The organism is Spirobacillus cienkowskii (assembly GCF_037081835.1).
In the GTDB taxonomy this organism is placed as follows: domain Bacteria; phylum Bdellovibrionota_B; class Oligoflexia; order Silvanigrellales; family Silvanigrellaceae; genus Silvanigrella; species Silvanigrella cienkowskii.
This window is the reverse complement of sequence record NZ_CP146516.1, coordinates 44,012-62,258: the sequence shown is the minus strand read 5'-3', so window position 1 is coordinate 62,258 and position 18,247 is coordinate 44,012. Positions and strand designations below refer to the sequence as shown.

The following is an 18,247-nucleotide window of genomic DNA, read 5'->3' as shown; positions in this document are numbered from 1 at the left end:
AGGTTCTAATTTTTATGTTAAATACGATAAAAAAAATTCACTTTGTAGGCATTGGTGGTAGCGGAATGTCCGGAATTGCAGAAGTTTTAATTAACTCTGGATTTATTATTACAGGAAGCGACATAAAAAGCACTCCAACAACAGAGCATCTTAAAGATATTGGAGCAACAATTTTTATCGGACATCAACGTGAAAACATAAAAGAAGCTCAGGTTGTTGTGATAAGTAGTGCAATTAATAAACATAATCCCGAAATCATTGAAGCTCATAACTTAAAAGTACCAATAATTCACAGAACAGAAATGTTAAGTGAATTAATGAGAATGAAATACGGAATTGTCGTTGCGGGAACCCACGGTAAAACAACAACAACAAGCATACTTGCTTCAGCTCTTTATGAACTTAATTTAGATCCCACTGTTATTATAGGCGGCAAAATTAACGCATTTGGAAGTAATGCTAAATTGGGCAAAGGCGAACTTTTTGTTGCCGAAGCTGATGAGAGTGATGGCAGTTTTCTACGATTAACACCGACTATTGCTGTTATTACAAACATAGATAGAGATCATTTGGATCACTATGAAAACCTTGAAGCAATTATACAAGCATTCGAAAAATTTATTGATAAAGTACCATTTTATGGAGCAATTTGTGCTTGTATTGATGATCCAATTATTCAATTAATTCTTCCAAAAATCAGACGCAAAGTTGTAACCTACGGATTAAGACAAGATGCAGATATTACAGCAATAGACAAAATTACAGATGGATTTTACACAAGTTATACCCCTGTTATCTATGGAAAACCAGCATCTAAAGTAAAATTAAAAATGCCTGGACTCTATAATCTTACAAATTCCTTAGCAACTTTTGCAGTTTCTTCTGTTCTTGAACTTGATTCTAATAAAATTAGTAAGGCAATTTCTAAATTTCAAGGAGTACAACATCGATTTAGTATCTTAGGAGAAATAAAGAACAATATTGTTGTTGATGATTATGCCCACAATCCCAAAAAAATAGAAACTGTTTTAAAAGGAACCAAAGAAAGCTTTCCTAAAAAACAAATTATAGTTATTTTTCAACCACATCGATATTCTAGAGTTAAAAATCAGATGTCCGAATTTTCAAAAGCTTTTTTAGATGCCGATCACGTAATTATAACTCCAATTTATTCTGCTGGAGAACAAGAAATTCAAGGAATAAATTTAGATATTTTGGCGCATCAGATTAAAGTAAATAGTTTTAATAATTATTCTAATTCTACTTTTATTGCACAAAGTTTAAATGAATCAGCTTCAATAGCTTTACAAATTATTAAAAATAATCCGTATAAACATGAGTTTGTAGTTTTAACATTGGGAGCTGGAGATGTTAAACTAGCCGGAACTATGCTTTTGGAGAAACTTGAACTTGAATGTAAATAAAAGACTTAGAAAAGCCAATCTATTATCAACTCAAAATCTTGATTTACGTTCACGAAAAAGTATAAATATTAACAAAATAAATAATTCTAAATTAAGAAATATTTTTATTATTTTTAAAAAAATATTTCTTAATATTTATTTCTTAACCAAAACAAACTCAAAGACAACATATCTAATTTCAATTATAATAATTTGTTTAATTATCACTAAAACAAGTGTTTTTCTTGTTAATAATTTTAGCGAAAAAATATTACCTAGTCATATTTCAATTGAAACTGATAACAAAATTATTACTGAAGAAATATTAAGAGAAGTTATAAAGGAACTAGAAAAAAGCAAAAAAAATTCGGAAACTAGAACTATTTTTTTAAAAAACATACACTCAATTCTTGCTTCAAAAGATATTATTGACCAATATTGGATCAGACTAGGGCTTGATGCTAAACTTCAAATAAATGCTATTATGCATATTCCAATAGTTTTGCTTGAAACTAAAAATGGCGATCGATTTGTAGTTAGTAACAATTTAAAAATAATAGCGAAAAACCCCGCACAAAATGCTTACTCAACCCTTATTAGATTAGAAGCATCAGAACTTAAAATTCAATGGAAATCAAAAAATATAATTAGAAAAAATAAAAAAAATAGCAAAATTGAATCATCAAACCACAAACCCGAACCACTTCCAGCCGTAAATTTTCCTTGGTTGATAACACAAACCAAGTTAATTAATTCTGAAATTTTAAATCTTGGGACTGGTTATTCATTAAATAAAATATACTGGGATTCAAATAATGGTTTTATTTTAAAAATAAATCGTAATAATATTCTTATTATTAATAAGAAAAAAGATACGATTCAAGAAAAAATAGAAGAGCAAATCACTACAACAAATGAAAAAATAGATAGTGATCACTTAATTATTAATGTTGGCGATAATCATATTAAAGAAAAAATTGAACATCTTAAATTAGTTCTCACAGATTTGACTATTAAAAATATTTATCCAACAAAAGTCGATCTTGATTTCAATGATAAGGCTAGTTTTAAAATTCCTTCCCAACCTGCAAAATCATCTAAATACTAATTTTTAAATCTTACTAATGACTTTTATTTTTTGTTTGTGTAAGTTTAAAGGGAGTGCGTTTACAAAATGCTTTTTAAACATTTTGCATGCAAAGTTAAATTGACATGAAAACATCTCAAAATAAAAATATTTGTATTTCTCTTACACTGGGCTCAACTCATACCAGTCTTATTGCAGCGAGTTATGAATACAAAACTTTTAATTCAGCAAAAGAAGACAAACAATCCCATTCAGACAAAGAACCATTGCGGATTCAAATTCTAGGTGCAGCAAGAATCGCAAACAATGGAGCTATAAAAAAAGGAAGTATTTCAAGTATTGATGCTGTTACAACTTCAATTTTAGAAGCTATCGATGAAGTTGAGCGTCAATCTGGTATAGAAATAGATTCTTTTAGAGTATGTATTGCAGGTACAGCAGCTCAATTTGATAATCATATTGAAACTTCTCAAATTAAAGGAGAAGAAATTAGATTGTCAGATTTAGAAAAAGTAACTGCTGCTATAAAAAGTCAAAAACCGCCGCTTGGCTTTGATTTTATTCATATGATTCCAAGTTCTTATTCAGTTGATAACAAGCATGATATTCAAAATCCTATTGGAATGCGAGGATCTTCTTTATCAATCATGCATCACAGGATCTTTTATCCCCAAACAGAACTTCACAACATTATCAAAGCTTGCAATAATGCAGGTGTTAGAGTTCAAGGTTTTGCATTTGAACCCTTGGCTGCTGCAGAAGGTGTACTAACTACTGACGAAAAAGAGTTTGGCTGTATTTCAATTTCAATTGGAGCTCACCTCACTCACGCATCTGTTTATATTAACAACACACCGTTTTATTCTAAAGAATATCCAATTGGTTCACATCATATTACAAAAGATCTTGCAATAGGCTTGAGAACCACTCAAGCAGAGGCAGAAAAAGTAAAAAAAGAATTTGGTATTGCGATAGAGTTTTCTACAAAAGATGCAAATGAAAAAATTGAAATATCTACTACTGATGGCAATTCAACTAGAATGGTAACTAGAAAAGAAATTAACATAATTATAGAACCCCGAGTTAAAGAAATTTTAAATACTGTTTATATGGATTTAAAAAGGTCTCGACTTATTACAAAAGCGTCAAAAGGAATTATTTTATCGGGTGGAGGCGCTTTATTGAGCGGAATGGCTTTAGCAACAGAAGAAATATTTTCATTACATACTCGCGTGGGGATGCCTACTAGCATAACGGGAGTTACTGAGGGGTTAAAATCTCCAATTTGGGCTTCTACTGTAGGAACCCTTTCAAATTTATTCTCATCAATTCATAGAGAACAAGCAGTAAATCATTATGAAGACACTAGAAGAATTGGATCTTTTGCAACAAAAATATGGCTAAAATTAAAAGAGCCATTTGCTTCTAGATAATCAATAATATTAATATATTAAATAATATGGAGGAATTAAAAATGAGTGATAGAGCGGAAAAAAATAATAAATACTCATCTAATGCAATCATTAAAGTGATTGGTGTGGGCGGCGGTGGGGGAAACGCTCTTAATACAATGATTGAGTCTGGTTTAACTGGAGTTGAATTTATTGCTGCGAATACAGATGTTCAAGCACTTCAATCTAACTTAGCCCCAATTAAAATCCAACTTGGAAGAGAGCTTACTAAAGGACTAGGTGCAGGCGCAAACCCTGAAATGGGAAGAAATGCCGCCCTTGAGGACAAAGCAATTCTCCAAGAAGTTCTTAGTGGCGCAGACATGGTTTTTGTCACTGGAGGAATGGGAGGCGGTACCGGTACTGGAGCCGCTCCAATTATTGCTCAAGTTGCAAGAGAGCTGGGAGCACTCACCGTAGGTGTTGTGACAAAGCCTTTTACTTTTGAAGGCAAACGCAGAAAACAACAGTCTGAACATGGTATTCAATCATTACGTCAGTCGGTTGATACCCTGATAACAATTCCTAATCAAAGACTATTAAGTATTGCCCCTCCAGATATGTCAATGCTTGAAGGGTTTAAACTCGCTGATGAAGTGTTACTCAATGCGGTAAAAGGCATTTCTGATATTATCAATATTCCAGGTCGAGTTAACGTTGACTTTGCAGATGTTAAAACAATTATGTCTGAAATGGGTATGGCGCTCATGGGTATTGGCACAGCGACTGGACCTAATAGGGCTGCAGAAGCTGCGCGTTCGGCAATTAACTCACCACTTTTAGAAGACATTGATATTGAAGGCGCAACTGGTATTTTAATTAATATTACAGGAACGAGCTCAATGACTTTGCATGAAATTAGCGAAGCTTCAACACTTATTCAAGAAGCAGCTCATGAAGAGGCAAATATCATTTTTGGTGCTGTAATTGATGAATCAATGGGTGATACAATTAGGGTCACAGTGATTGCAACAGGATTTGATCAAGCAAGAGTTTCTTTTCCTGAAACAGCGCAAGGATTTGCAAGCATTGCGCAGCAACCCCAATTTTTAAACCAAAATTTAAATAACCAACAACAACAACAACAATTGCCTAATCAAAGCTTTGCTTCAATGAATACGCAACGTCCACAAAACAACTTTTCACCAAGTATTCCGGCTGTTAACCCTTACGAAGTCAGAAACAATGCTCAGGCGCAACATGCAGCAGCACAACAGCAGCATAATCAATTTACACAACATACTAACTTAAATAATCAGTTTTCTAGATCACAGTTTGGACGAGAAATGCAACCTAACTTTGGAGCACAAGGTACAAATCATACTCATAATTCTCAAAGGCCAACTTTACAGGGTCAAGAGAATTTAAATCTGCAAAATTCTCCTTCTCACGCAGTTCAACAACCCTTTAATCGAAACAGCTCGCATTTAGATAATAAAAACATTAATTCACTTCAAAGACCAAATGATAATAATTCATTAAATCATCGGACAGCAACTGTAACAACTTCAATTCATCATCAAACAATATCAAAACCAGAAGGATCGGATTTTGAAGAGTTAACAAAATGGACTTTTGATATGGCAAATCAGCAGCAACAATCAGTCAATTCTCAAAAAAATGCTGAAGCAAAAGTGATGGGTGCAACTGCAACTAAGCAACATGACGATCAAATCAATGATGATGCAGCAGAAACAGCTTTAAAACTTGCTAAAGAACTTTCTGACATAGAAATTGACGATTCTGATTTTGAAACACCAGCATTCATGCGCAGAAAAGATGACTCACAAAGGAATATTTGAAAATATATTTTTTGACTGAATGTAAAATTTTTTTTGCTTTAAGTTACTGACTTGCATAACTTCTTCTTTACATTCTAATATCGACAAATATATTAGCCACAAAAGGAATTTTGTATCTTCTTTTGTATTTAATTTATAAAATCTTTCAATAGAACTTAATATTAAAACTCCTTTATCAAAACGTTTTTTAATATTTGCATGATTTTTATAAAATATGTTTAAAGAATCTGATTCCAGCGTTGATTCAAAAATTATTTGTTTTTGCCCCAAGTTTTTTATGCCTTGAAATGTTTCTGTTATTTCTCCAATTTTTTTGTTTAAACCATTTAAAAAACCCTGCTTACTTAAATATTGGGATGGATAATCATTAATCAATGATGGGATAAACTTAAAAACACTTATTTTTTTAATACTAAAAAAATCTTGCCTACAAACTTCATTCAATAAAGAAAGCATGGGAGGAAAAGTAAGTAAAAACATATTTGATAGGCAATTTAAAGATATATCATTCAAAATATATAAATTTTTAAAATAATCTTGAGTTTTTTCTGCTATACTTAATAATACTTTATCATAAATTCCGGTATAATATTCATAATATTTCTTTGGACAACATAATAAAAAACTAAAAGGTTCATTAAATATTTTTTTTAAGATATCAACCCTATTAGAAAAATCTTTTATTGTTAATAAACTCCAAAAATCCATAACTATAATAATATTTTTTTTATGGTTTTTTATAAGCCATTTATATAAAATGTTAAAGTCATCTATTTCTGATCTAATAATTTCTTCTGGAAAAACATCAAGTAATGATATAGTTTTTTGATTTACCGAAATTTGAACATAAAAATCTTTCACATCATGCTTATCTTTAATTATTTTAGCACAATCAGCTACTAAACCAAGATCTTTAAAACCCCAAAAAAACACACCAATTTTCATTGATAACTCCAGGTTTTATATTGTAAATAATATAATTTAAATTATGATTTAAAAGTTTTTTCTATTAAATTTATTTATAATTCCATCATCCTTAAATAACCATTCTAGTAGAGAAATTGCAGAGTCTCTCCACTCAAAGTTTGAGCTATGACTTTTTTCTACAATAAACTCTCGCGTTGAAGAAGAATTATGTAAATTTTTGTAAAATTCTGAATCTTTTTTATCAGTGAGCATTTTTTCGATTTGCTTAGCCCAAATCGATAAATAACCAGAATCAATTGGACACCAATAATTATTTGGAAGAATTCCAGATGGAAAATGCTGATCGACTGCCGTAGAACTTCTAAAAATGACTGGAGTACCACTTAATGCAGCTTCTAAAGGTGGTAACCCAAAACCTTCTGCAACAGAGGGGTGAATTAGCAAAGTCGAAATTCTATAAATTTCTGCTAATTCTGCATCAATTAAAATAGGTAAAACAATTATTCTAAGATTTTCAAAAAGCTTAATTTTTCCAATTTCTTTAGGAACACATTTTTTTACATAGCTCGAAATTTCTTTAGGATCAGCTCCAACTCTTACAAACCAAACGTCAAGTTGCGAATCATTTACAACCTTTAAAACAGCCTGATATGCAACTTCCCAAGATTTATACTTTTGATTCATTCCAACGCCAAGAACCCAATTTGATTTTCCAATTTTATCAAAAATATAATTTAGCTTTTCAGCATCCTTTTCTATAGATACTTTTTCAATAAAAATTTTTCTCCTTGAAACTATAATATCTAAATCAATTATTCTTTTTTCGTTGCCAAAAATTGAATCGACTGCATTACTAATTACATATAATGGAGTCGTTCTTTTTTTTACGATATTTTGTAATGCTTTTGCAGAATGTTGAGATACTGTCGTGACAAATGGCAATCTCGCTAAAGTTCTTTTTACTAAAAAACGAAACTGTCTCTTAAAAAAGTAGCCAATACCTTTAACTGGTAAAAAAGGAATATTATCATGAACAACCTGAATCACCCTTGAAGACATATTATTTCTTGAAATAAACAAAGGTCTATCAAAATTTGCAGGAGCAAGCCAAATTACCTGATTATTAGTTAACTTCTGTATACGTTTTAAAGCAAACGTAGACCATAGCCAAATTGGTTTATCGTATGACTTTTGTAATGATCCAGGACCACCACTCCAAAAAGACACAATATTTGGATATTTATGAACCAATTCAATAACCCATTGAGCTGGTTCAGATTTTGAAACAATTAAAAGTTTTAATCTTTTATTATTTTGAAAAATTTCTTGTTTTCTGACGTTTAGTTCACGAACTAATGCTGTTGTCAACCCTATAACAAAACGCGAAATACCAGACACAACTCCATATTGAGCAGTACGCGAATCAATAACTAGCCAAATTATATCGTAGCTACTTTTCGCATTTGAATCTTCAACATAAGATAACTGGGACGCCATTGTTCACACCGTTATAAAAGAATAAAAGGAAGAGATAAAACCCTTCCTTTTATTCTAACATATTAACCAGAACAATAACTGTTTCAGGCAACTTAAAACATCAAAAAAATTACTTCAGGTGGTTAACTCATTCAGGTTTACTAGTTTGAGATTGTTTGTTTTTATTTAATTCTGAAGCTTGAATTCGAGAAAGCGCTTTTAAACGTGCAAACTCAGCGCGTTTCGTATCAAGCTCACTGTCGGAGGTTTTTGTATTCAAACGACTCTCGGCTCTTTCTAAAGCTTTTCTTGCTCTTTCCAAATCAATTTGAGATGCATCTTCAGCAACATCAACCAATAAAGTGACAGAACCACCAGTGACTTCAGCAACACCACCAGAAACTTTAAAAAAGCCAGAAACATCATTCTGAGTATAAATCAATATACCTGTTCCAACTGCAGTCACCATTGGAGCATGCCCAGGCAAAACCCCAATAACACCATTTTCAATGGGAAAATAGAGTTCCGTAACCCCAGAAAGATCGAAAAGTCGCTTGTAGGGAGTTAAAATAACAACTCTCATATTTCCTTTTGATTCTGCCATAATAACTTAACTCCCAATTAGACGGGAACACCCATCTTTTTCGCTTTTTCAATCGCTTCTTCAATACCACCAACCATATAAAATGCGGCTTCAGGAAGATGATCCCACTTTCCATCACATACTTCTTTGAAACTGCGAACGGTATCTGTAACTTTAACGTAACGTCCAGGGTTTCCAGTAAATACTTCAGCAACATGAAATGGTTGAGAAAGAAACCGTTCAATTCTTCTTGCGCGCGCAACAACGAGTTTATCTTCTTCAGAAAGCTCGTCCATTCCAAGAATTGCAATAATATCTTGTAGTTCTTTATATCTTTGTAGAATTTGCTGAACCCTACGTGCAGTATTGTAATGCTCATCACCTACAACCTGTGGATCAAGAATTCGACTTGTAGAATTTAATGGGTGAACTGCTGGATAAATTCCCTTTTCAGTTAAAGAGCGATCCAAGTTTGTTGTTGCATCAAGGTGCGCAAATGCTGTTGCAGGCGCTGGGTCTGTATAATCATCCGCCGGAACATAAATCGCTTGAACAGAAGTAATGGATCCGGTGTTTGTAGACGTAATTCGCTCTTGTAAATCACCCATTTCAGTCGCTAAGTTTGGTTGATAACCCACCGCAGATGGAATACGACCAAGCAACGCCGAAATTTCAGCTCCTGCTTGTGTAAAGCGGAAAATATTGTCTACAAAGAAAAGAACGTCTTGATTTTGCTCATCACGGAAATATTCTGCAACAGATAATCCAGATAAAGCCACTCGAGCACGCGCCCCAGGTGGTTCATTCATTTGCCCGTAAACAAGAGCCACTTTATCAAGAACGCCAGAATCTTTCATTTCATGATAAAGATCGTTTCCTTCACGCGTTCTTTCACCAACACCTGCAAACACAGAATAGCCACCATGTTGCTTAGCAATGTTATTGATAAGTTCCATAATAAGTACGGTTTTACCAACTCCAGCACCACCAAACAAACCAATTTTTCCACCTTTTTGGTATGGAGCAAGAAGATCCACAACTTTAATTCCAGTTTCTAACATTTCAAGCTTAGTACTCTGCTTGGTAAAATCAGGAGCCTTGCGATGGATAGGATAATGCACATTTGTTTCAATAGAGCCTTTACCATCAATTGGCTCGCCCACTACATTTAAAATACGTCCAAGAACCGAGTTACCGACTGGAACAGAAATTTGTTCTCCGGTATTGCGAACAGGAACGCCGCGGCTTAAGCCTTCTGTAGAGTCCATAGCAATAGCTCTTACTGTGTTTTCACCTAAGTGCTGTGCAACCTCGAGAACAAGGTTTTCTTTTTCACTGCTAATAGTCGTATTGGTTGTACGTAAAGCATGATAAATTTCTGGTAAATTACCACTTGTGAACTGAACATCAACAACTGGTCCCATAACTTGAATAATTTTTCCTAACTCAGCCATAAAAACTCCAAATTTTTAATTTTACAATGCTTCTGCACCGCTTATAATTTCAATAAGTTCTTTAGTAATTGCTGCCTGTCTAGCACGCTGATAAGTAATCTGAAGCTTTCTTTCCATTTCCTTAGCATTGCGAGTAGCATTATCCATTGCAGTCATTCTTGCGCCGTGTTCACTGGCAATTGCTTCTAAAAGAGTTTGAAAAACTCTCGAAGTCATGTAACGCGGAATAACAAAAGTAAGCAATTCATCAACTTCAGGTTCAAATATAGGCTCTGCATCAACTGATGCAGCATCAATATGAAGCGGCAAAACAACTTCAGATGTTGGAGTCTGAGACATAGCAGATTGAAATTTATTATAGACAACAAGAAATTTACCAATATTACCATCTGAATAAAGTTTACCAAACGCTTCGGACAAACGCATCGCTGACGCATTTGTTGGTTTGTCAAAATGTGTCGCTATAGAAACTAAACCACTTTCAGACATTAGCATTGAGGGATTAGCACTATACTGTTCTTCTGAAACATAAACTATGTCGTCTTTGCCTTTAGAAACTTGTTTTCTTTTTCGACTCAAGAACTGAAGCGCCTTTTTTCCAATGCATACAGTAGTTACTTTGTAACCCTCTTCTTCAAGGTCAGAAACAGTTTTTATTGCATGTTTAGTAACGTTAGCATTATAGCCACCGCATAATCCTCTTTCAGAAGAAATAACAAGAACAATTGCATTTTTACACGAAGAGGTTTGCATCAAAGGATGGTTTGATGCATCGTTTGCAACACCTGCAATTCTTGAAGTAAGCTGAGATAATGACTGGGCGTAAGGCCTAGCATTCACGACATTGTGCTGAGCTCGGCCAAATTTTGCAGCAGAAACCAACTTCATTGCCTTAGTAATTTGTTGGGTTCCCTTAACGCTTTTTATTTTATTGCGAAGATCCTTAAGACTTGCTGGCATTTGGCTCAAACCTCTTTACAAATTCGTCAAGGGCTTTTTTAATTTCCGCTTGCAATTCATTACTCATTTTTTTACCTGTTGCGATTTGCTCTAATACTTTCTTATGTGCTGCTTCAAAATAATTCAACATTTGGCGTTCAAATGTACCCACATGGCGCACTTCAATATTGTCGAGATAACCATTAATTGCAGCAAAAATAGTAAGAACTTGTTTTTCCATAGATAATGGAGAGTACTGAGCTTGCTTAAGCAATTCAGTGAGTCGCTGACCACGGCTAATTTGCTTACGCGTTGCAGCATCAAGATCAGAACCAAACTGCGAAAATGCAGCTAACTCACGGTACTGAGCCAATTCAAGGCGAAGGTTACCGGCAACCTGTTTCATTGCACCCGTTTGAGCTGCGCCACCAACACGAGATACTGATAAACCTGCGTTAACTGCTGGTCTCATACCTGCATTGAATAAGTCTGCTTCAAGAAAAATTTGTCCATCAGTAATGGATATAACGTTTGTTGGAATGTATGCAGAAATATCATTAGCTTGCGTTTCAATAATTGGAAATGCTGTTAAACTACCAGCCCCAAGTTCATCATTAAGTTTACACGCTCTCTCAAGCAAACGACTATGCAAATAAAATACATCACCAGGATACGCTTCACGTCCTGGAGGTCTTCTTAATAACAATGACAACTCGCGATAAGCTTGCGCATGTTTTGTAAGATCATCATAAAATACAACAGCGTGCTCTCCGCGATCTCTAAAATATTCACCAATTGTACAACCAGTATAAGGCGCCATAAATTGTAAAGTTGCTGCCTCAGAAGCTCCTGCAACAACAATTGTTGTATATTCTAATGCACCAGCACGACGTAGTTTTTCAACGACCTGAGCAATTGTTGAATATTTTTGACCAATTGCAACATAAATACATTTAACGCCACTACCTTTTTGATTAATAATGGTATCAACAGCAATTGCAGTTTTACCTGTTTGCCTGTCTCCAATAATTAATTCACGCTGACCTCTACCAATTGGAATCATAGAGTCAATAGATTTAATTCCTGTTTGAAGAGGTTCATGAACACTTTTACGAGCCATAATACCAGGAGCTTTCACTTCAACAGGAGCAACTTCAGTTGTATTTAACTCTCCCAAACCATCGATAGGTTCACCAAGAGCGTTCACAACTCTTCCAAGAAGCTGGTGGCCAACAGAAACACTATTAACCTTACCAGTTCGACGAACTTGCATGCCTTCTCGAATAGACTCAGAACCTGAAAATACAGCAACACCAACATTATCTTCTTCTAGGTTAAGAACAATCCCTTTAATACCATTTTCAAATTGAATAAGTTCACTAACCATAGCTTTTTCTAAGCCGTAAATACGAGCCATACCATCTGCAATTGACACTACAGTGCCAGTTTCAGAAACTTCTGCCCTTCGTCCAAAAGCTTGAATTTTTTGTTTTAATAATTGGCTTATTTCATCAACCCGGATATGCTCCATGAATTTAACTCCTAACTCAAAGACTCTTTAAGATTCAAAAGACGAGAACGTAAGCTCGCATCTACATTAGTATTTCCTATTTTTATTATAAATCCAGACCGTAAAGATTCATCAATTTCGGTCTCTAGCAAAACCTTTTTATTTAAAACATTATGAAGAGCATCAGAAAAATCTGTAACACTACTTTCTTCAAGTTTTTTTGCCGATACAATCTTAGCTCTAGTAATGCCACGATACTCATCAGCTTTTGCTAAAAAGTATTTTAATATTGACGTCAGTTCAGAAAAACGGTGATTTGCAATTACAATTTTCAAAAACTCTCTAAACTCAGAAGAAATTTTACTTCCCATTAAAATTTTGTTTAAAATTTCATCTAGTAACTTAATTTTTTCTTCAAAAGAAAGAGTGGGATTTGCAAAATATGAAGTCATATTTTTATCACATTGAACCAATAATGCGCTAGAAATTTCAACAAAATTATCAAATATTGAAGAATCAACTTTGTTAGAAGCTTCAACTGCACACTCAAAAAGTGCGGTTCCATAACGCCTTGCTAATGATCCCGAAAACTTTTTCATAACCAAGAATTCTCCAAATTACCGTTAACAACTAGTTTAACGATTTAATACCATCAATTGTTTCAAGTTTTAACTTTAAATCAAGCTTCTGAAGGTCGTCTGGAGTAAGTGATTTTTCAACCTCATTGAGAGCTAAATTAAAAAGCTCTTGCCTAAGCTCTTCTTTGCTTCGCATTATAAGTTCTTTTGCAGTTCTTTCTGCATCTTTTAAAATTGATTCAGATAATTTTACAGCTTCGCTCATAATTTTATCACGTTCAATTTTTGCATCTAAAAGACTTCTTTCTTTAAGCTCATTAACTTCATTTTCAAGTGTGGCTACTTTAGATTCATATTCTTTAACCTTGCGTTCAGCAAGAATTGCCGCTTCTCTTGCTTCAGAAAGTCGAGTTCTTAATTCTGAACGATTTTTTTCCAGCAAAGAGAGTATTGGTTTTCTTGCAAAAAAAACGAGCGCTATTAAAAACAAAACAAACTGAAAATAGGGCCAAAATACACTGTACCAAAAAGAAAACTCACCAACAGCAGAAGCCGCCATCGCAGACTCGCTTTTGAAGCCGAACCCTAAAATAAGCAATACCACTACAATGCCAATTTTTTTATAAATTGTATCGACAAGTTCTTTAACTTGACTTGGTAGACTTGATTTAGCTGCAGAAATTTCTAAATCAAGATTTTTTTGCACAGAGTTTAAAAAGGCTTCAGATTTTTTTTGATTTTCTAAGATTAATTCATTAGCAGATTTATGAGCAGCATTGATTTCTTGCTCTCTCAATTTTCTTGCCTCTTCCGCACCTTTTTTTAAAGAACTTAAATAATCATTTTCTAATTTTCGGGCTCGCTCAACCTCAAGACGAGAGTTTTCAGCACTTCCAACAGTTCTGCGCTTGCGTTCATTATGCAACTTTATAGCTGGTGTAATGATATACTTTTGAGCAACTATGACCCCTATCATAAAAATTGCTATTTGAATACCAAATCTGATAGCACCTTCAGTGTCATGAAATGGATAAATATCTAATGAACCTGCCATTTACAACCTCAGCCCAACTTCTCAGCATATTAAAGCTGAATTATAGAAAAAAAAACAAAAAATAACCGAACAATAGGCTCCTTCCAAAAGTTCTGTTAAGAACTTTCAAAGCACCCACTGGTTGCTTTATCTGGCCATGTTATTACTGTGAAGTTTAAGTTTCTGCAAGCCCTCAATCTCATAATTTGAAATATTTATTATAATTAAATTGATGTTTGAATATAACCCTCAAAAAACTGTGATACACCAAGTCTTTCTGCTTGCTTAAGATGTTCAAGCAAAGTGGTTCTTGATACTTGCAAAACTTGGCTCGCTCTAGTCATTGAAAATCCTTGAAGCCGAACTGCATAGTAACTTAAACTAGACTTTAGGAAAGTATGAGCATCCTCTCCTTTGAGTACCACATATGAAAAAAATCTCTCAGCGCACTTTTCAGTTGATAAGCTATTTATGCTATAAATTTCATCATTTTTAATTTGCATCATTTTTAAATAATCCAGTGCTTTATTTGAATCTCCCTGAAAACCTGCAATAAAGGCGGTCTGAACCACAGCATCAATCAAAACAGAAATTCCATACGACCTTGCTATCATTTTTAGTAATGATAATACATCTGAATCAAAAACATCCAAAAATACATTTAAATTGAAATAACGTAAAATTTCTTCAGTAGCCAATGATACAGAACTCAATAAGCAATCTGGCGAAGAAAAACTAAATTGAACAAACCCAAAACCTTTTTGAAGCTCATTGGAGCTAATGTATATAATTGGAAAAATGTCATGATCGGTGTTTTGATTTTCAATTTCATTCTTTAATGAGTTGGCATCTAAAATTAATCTAAACGGTTTGTTGGTTATATTTGATTCTACTTTAAAAACTTCAATAAGCATGTTTTCAATTTCTTTAAATGGTGTTTTTACATGCACATCAAAACCTTGTTTGCTAATTTCAAAAACCTGATCAACTTCTTTACTCAAATTTTTCTTAATTAATTTTGAAACTAAATTTGTACGTGGAAATAACATTATTTTCTCCTTACCCATACTCTCAAAGTTTTAGTCTATAATTTTTGATTTTTAGACAAGCTACATAGTTTATACAGATAGTTAAAAAAGTGATTAATTTAATAATTACAAAATATTATTTTTATTATTATTGAATTTTTATTTTAAATATAAAAAGTGTTTTGCTTTATTCAGTTATTTTAAATTATTACATCTCAATAGAATATCTCTTGTATGTCAGAGAATAAAATAAAGGCAGCTAAAGCTTTTGAATTTTTTCAAAATGTTTCACGTGAAACATTTTGCTATAACTTATTATAAATTATACCTTATTTTGCACTTTACCGAATTTCACTATTTTTACTGCAAAAAATTACTCAATAATTACAATGATTTAATCACGAGCTTTGTTGAAACAATCCCTAGCCTGTTACTTTAATTTTATCTTGGATTGTATATGTTTTTACTTCTCATCTTATGATTTTGATATAATTCTATGCTCTTTCTCGATCGTTTGAATAAAATATGGTTCTGCCAACCATATTTCTGTTACGTTATTTATGTTTTGCGTTGATCACGTTTTCCTTTTCACTTTTTCTATCCAGTATTCCTCAAAATGTTTCACGTGAAACATTTTGCTATAACTTATTATAAATTATACCTTATTTTGCACTTTCCCGAATTTCACTATTTTTACTATAAAAAATTACTCTATAATTACAATGCTTTAATTATGGTTTTTGTTGAAACAATCACTGACCTGTTACTTTAATTTTGTCTTGGATTGTATATGTTTTTACTTCTCTTCTTATGATTTTGATATAATTCTGTGCTCTTTCTCGATCGTTTGAATAAAATATGGTTCTACCAACCATATTTCTGTTACGTTATTTATGTTTTGCGTTGATCACGTTTTCCTTTTCACTTTTTCTATCCAGTATTCCTCAAAATGTTTCACGTGAAACATTTTGCTATAACTTATTATAAATTATACCTTATTTTGCACTTTCCCGAATTTCACTATTTTTACTATAAAAAATTACTCTATAATTACAATGCTTTAATTATGGTTTTTGTTGAAACAATCACTGACCTGTTACTTTAATTTTGTCTTGGATTGTATATGTTTTTACTTCTCTTCTTATGATTTTGATATAATTCTGTGCTCTTTCTCGATCGTTTGAATAAAATATGGTTCTACCAACCATATTTCTGTTACGTTATTTATGTTTAGCGTTGATCACGTTTTCCTTTTCACTTTTTCTATCCAGTATCTCTCAAAATGTTTCACGTGAAACATTTTGATATAACTTACTATAAATTATACCTTATTTTGCACTTTCCCGAATTTCACTATTTTTACTATAAAAAATTACTCTATAATTACAATGCTTTAATTATGGTTTTTGTTGAAACAATCACTGACCTGTTACTTTAATTTTGTCTTGGATTGTAAATGTTTTTACTTCTGTTCTTATGATTTTGATATAATTCTGTGCTCTTTCTCGATCGTTTGAATAAAATATGGTTCTACCAACCATATTTCTGTTACGTTATTTATGTTTAGCGTTGATCACGTTTTCCTTTTCACTTTTTCTATCCAGTATCTCTCAAAATGTTTCACGTGAAACATTTTGATATAACTTACTATAAATTATACCTTATTTTGCACTTTCCCGAATTTCACTATTTTTACTATAAAAAATTACTCAATAATTACAATGATTTAATCACGAGCTTTGTTGAAACAATCCCTAGCCTGTTACTTTAATTTTGTCTTGGATTGTATATGTTTTATGACTTCCTATTTTTTATTAGAGACTCGCACAAACAAAATCGCTTATTGTTTAAGCAATTTTGTTGTCATAGTTTAATATAGGTTAATCTTTCCTACTAATTTTTAATTTTATTTTATAACTTGCTATGTAAAAATTTACATAAGAAAATGTTTCACGTGAAACATTTTCTTATAACTCATTGAATTAATGTAATTATTGAACTAATTGTGAAAAAGGTTGAAATAAAAATTATTATATATTTACTATTTCAATTTGTTCTTGGGAGAAATATGGATGAATCAAAACATAACAAATGATACTCAAACTTATGAGCCACCAAAACCAGTGACGATAAATCATAAGTATTCGGAAGATTCAAAAAACTACTATCAAAATCAAATTGTCGAATATCTTTCAGTAAATTTACTAACCCCATTAGAAAAACAGCCTAGATATTCTTTTAATCAAGAAGGTTTAGAGGATTTAGCACAAAGTATTAGAACTTTTGGAATTTTGCAGCCAATTATTGTTTCTCTAGAAAATAATAATCAAATAAAAATCATTGCTGGAGAAAGAAGATGGCGCGCTGCTCAAATTGCGGGACTCGATAAGGTCCCTTGTATTATAAGAGAACTTCATGATCATTCACAGTTAGAACTTGCGCTTATAGAAAATATCCAACGAGAATCGTTATCTCCTGTAGAAGAAGCAAAATCTTTTAAACAACTCTTAGATGACCACAATTACTCACAAGATGACCTGGCATCACGACTTGGAAAAAGTAGAACTTCGATAACAAACACAATTCGTTTATTATCGCTACCCGAAAAAATACTTAATGATCTCCATAGTAGAGTTGTATCAGCGGGCCACGCAAGAGCGTTATGCTCTTGTGAAAATGAAAAATTGCAATTAAAAGCTCATTCAATAATAGTTAAAAAAAAGCTTTCGGTCAGACAAACAGAAGAACTCGTAAAAACTATCAAATTAGAAAAAACACAAAAAGCGCTTATTGATTCAATCTCCCCTGATTTAAGATATATTTGCAATCAATATAAAGGACACTTAGGCACTAAAGTTAAAATTACAGGAGATACAAATAAAGGTAAAATTGAAATAAGCTACTACACTTTAGATGATTTAGAGCGAATATCAGAACTTATTTTAGGAAATGTTATTTCACCAAAAAACAAATAAT

At 32.7% G+C, this 18,247-nt stretch carries 14 protein-coding genes; 5 read left to right on the top strand and 9 right to left on the bottom strand.

Features of this window, described 5'->3' with window-relative positions; translation table 11 throughout:
- Positions 1-14: 14 nt before the first annotated feature.
- The 4 genes from murC (at position 15) to ftsZ (ending at position 5,743) form a co-directional block, all read left to right on the top strand.
- Positions 15-1,424 carry a UDP-N-acetylmuramate--L-alanine ligase gene (gene murC / locus Spiro2_RS00275; RefSeq protein ID WP_338636300.1) on the top strand — a complete coding sequence of 470 codons (1,410 nt, stop codon included), beginning with the start codon at positions 15-17 and terminating at the stop codon, positions 1,422-1,424.
- On the top strand, positions 1,411-2,511 hold the full coding sequence (locus tag Spiro2_RS00270) for a hypothetical protein (protein ID WP_338636299.1): 1,101 nt from the start codon (positions 1,411-1,413) through the stop codon (positions 2,509-2,511). Before murC ends, Spiro2_RS00270 begins: the two co-directional genes overlap by 14 nt.
- Before the next feature lie 104 nt (positions 2,512-2,615).
- Positions 2,616-3,923: a cell division protein FtsA gene (gene ftsA / locus Spiro2_RS00265; protein ID WP_338636297.1), complete on the top strand. Its 1,308-nt coding sequence runs from the start codon at positions 2,616-2,618 to the stop codon at positions 3,921-3,923.
- Between the two features lie 41 nt (positions 3,924-3,964).
- Entirely contained in the window at positions 3,965-5,743 is a 1,779-nt protein-coding gene (gene ftsZ, locus Spiro2_RS00260) for a cell division protein FtsZ (protein WP_338636296.1), read from the top strand.
- Here the strand turns inward: ftsZ and Spiro2_RS00255 are convergent.
- The 9 genes from Spiro2_RS00255 to Spiro2_RS00215 form a co-directional block, all read right to left on the bottom strand.
- Positions 5,726-6,688, bottom strand: coding sequence for a hypothetical protein (locus tag Spiro2_RS00255; protein WP_338636295.1), 963 nt, complete (start codon positions 6,686-6,688; stop codon positions 5,726-5,728). The genes ftsZ and Spiro2_RS00255 overlap by 18 nt on opposite strands.
- A gap of 48 nt (positions 6,689-6,736) precedes the next feature.
- Positions 6,737-8,167, bottom strand: coding sequence for a glycosyltransferase (locus tag Spiro2_RS00250; protein WP_338636293.1), 1,431 nt, complete (start codon positions 8,165-8,167; stop codon positions 6,737-6,739).
- Positions 8,168-8,294: 127 nt separating this feature from the next.
- Positions 8,295-8,750 (bottom strand): ATP synthase F1 subunit epsilon, encoded by a 456-nt coding sequence (atpC, locus tag Spiro2_RS00245; RefSeq protein ID WP_338636292.1) that lies wholly within the window; start codon positions 8,748-8,750, stop codon positions 8,295-8,297.
- A 17-nt stretch (positions 8,751-8,767) separates the two neighbouring features.
- Positions 8,768-10,183, bottom strand: a complete 1,416-nt coding sequence (gene atpD / locus Spiro2_RS00240; protein ID WP_338636291.1) for a F0F1 ATP synthase subunit beta — start codon at positions 10,181-10,183, stop codon at positions 8,768-8,770.
- A gap of 21 nt (positions 10,184-10,204) precedes the next feature.
- Positions 10,205-11,143 carry an ATP synthase F1 subunit gamma gene (gene atpG / locus Spiro2_RS00235; protein WP_338636290.1) on the bottom strand — a complete coding sequence of 313 codons (939 nt, stop codon included), beginning with the start codon at positions 11,141-11,143 and terminating at the stop codon, positions 10,205-10,207.
- On the bottom strand, positions 11,127-12,653 hold the full coding sequence (gene atpA, locus Spiro2_RS00230; RefSeq protein ID WP_338636289.1) for a F0F1 ATP synthase subunit alpha: 1,527 nt from the start codon (positions 12,651-12,653) through the stop codon (positions 11,127-11,129). The genes atpG and atpA overlap by 17 nt, the downstream gene beginning before the upstream one ends.
- Positions 12,654-12,664: 11 nt before the next feature.
- On the bottom strand, positions 12,665-13,231 hold the full coding sequence (gene atpH, locus Spiro2_RS00225; protein ID WP_338636288.1) for an ATP synthase F1 subunit delta: 567 nt from the start codon (positions 13,229-13,231) through the stop codon (positions 12,665-12,667).
- A 31-nt stretch (positions 13,232-13,262) separates the two neighbouring features.
- Positions 13,263-14,264 carry a hypothetical protein gene (locus Spiro2_RS00220; RefSeq protein WP_338636286.1) on the bottom strand — a complete coding sequence of 334 codons (1,002 nt, stop codon included), beginning with the start codon at positions 14,262-14,264 and terminating at the stop codon, positions 13,263-13,265.
- A gap of 203 nt (positions 14,265-14,467) precedes the next feature.
- The gene (locus tag Spiro2_RS00215; RefSeq protein ID WP_338636284.1) at positions 14,468-15,292 is read right to left on the bottom strand and encodes a hypothetical protein; all 825 of its coding nucleotides are present in this window, start codon (positions 15,290-15,292) and stop codon (positions 14,468-14,470) included.
- 2,051 nt (positions 15,293-17,343) lie between these two features.
- Between Spiro2_RS00215 and Spiro2_RS00210 the strand changes: the two genes are divergently transcribed.
- Positions 17,344-18,246, top strand: coding sequence for a ParB/RepB/Spo0J family partition protein (locus tag Spiro2_RS00210; protein ID WP_338636283.1), 903 nt, complete (start codon positions 17,344-17,346; stop codon positions 18,244-18,246).
- Position 18,247: the final 1 nt, after the last annotated feature.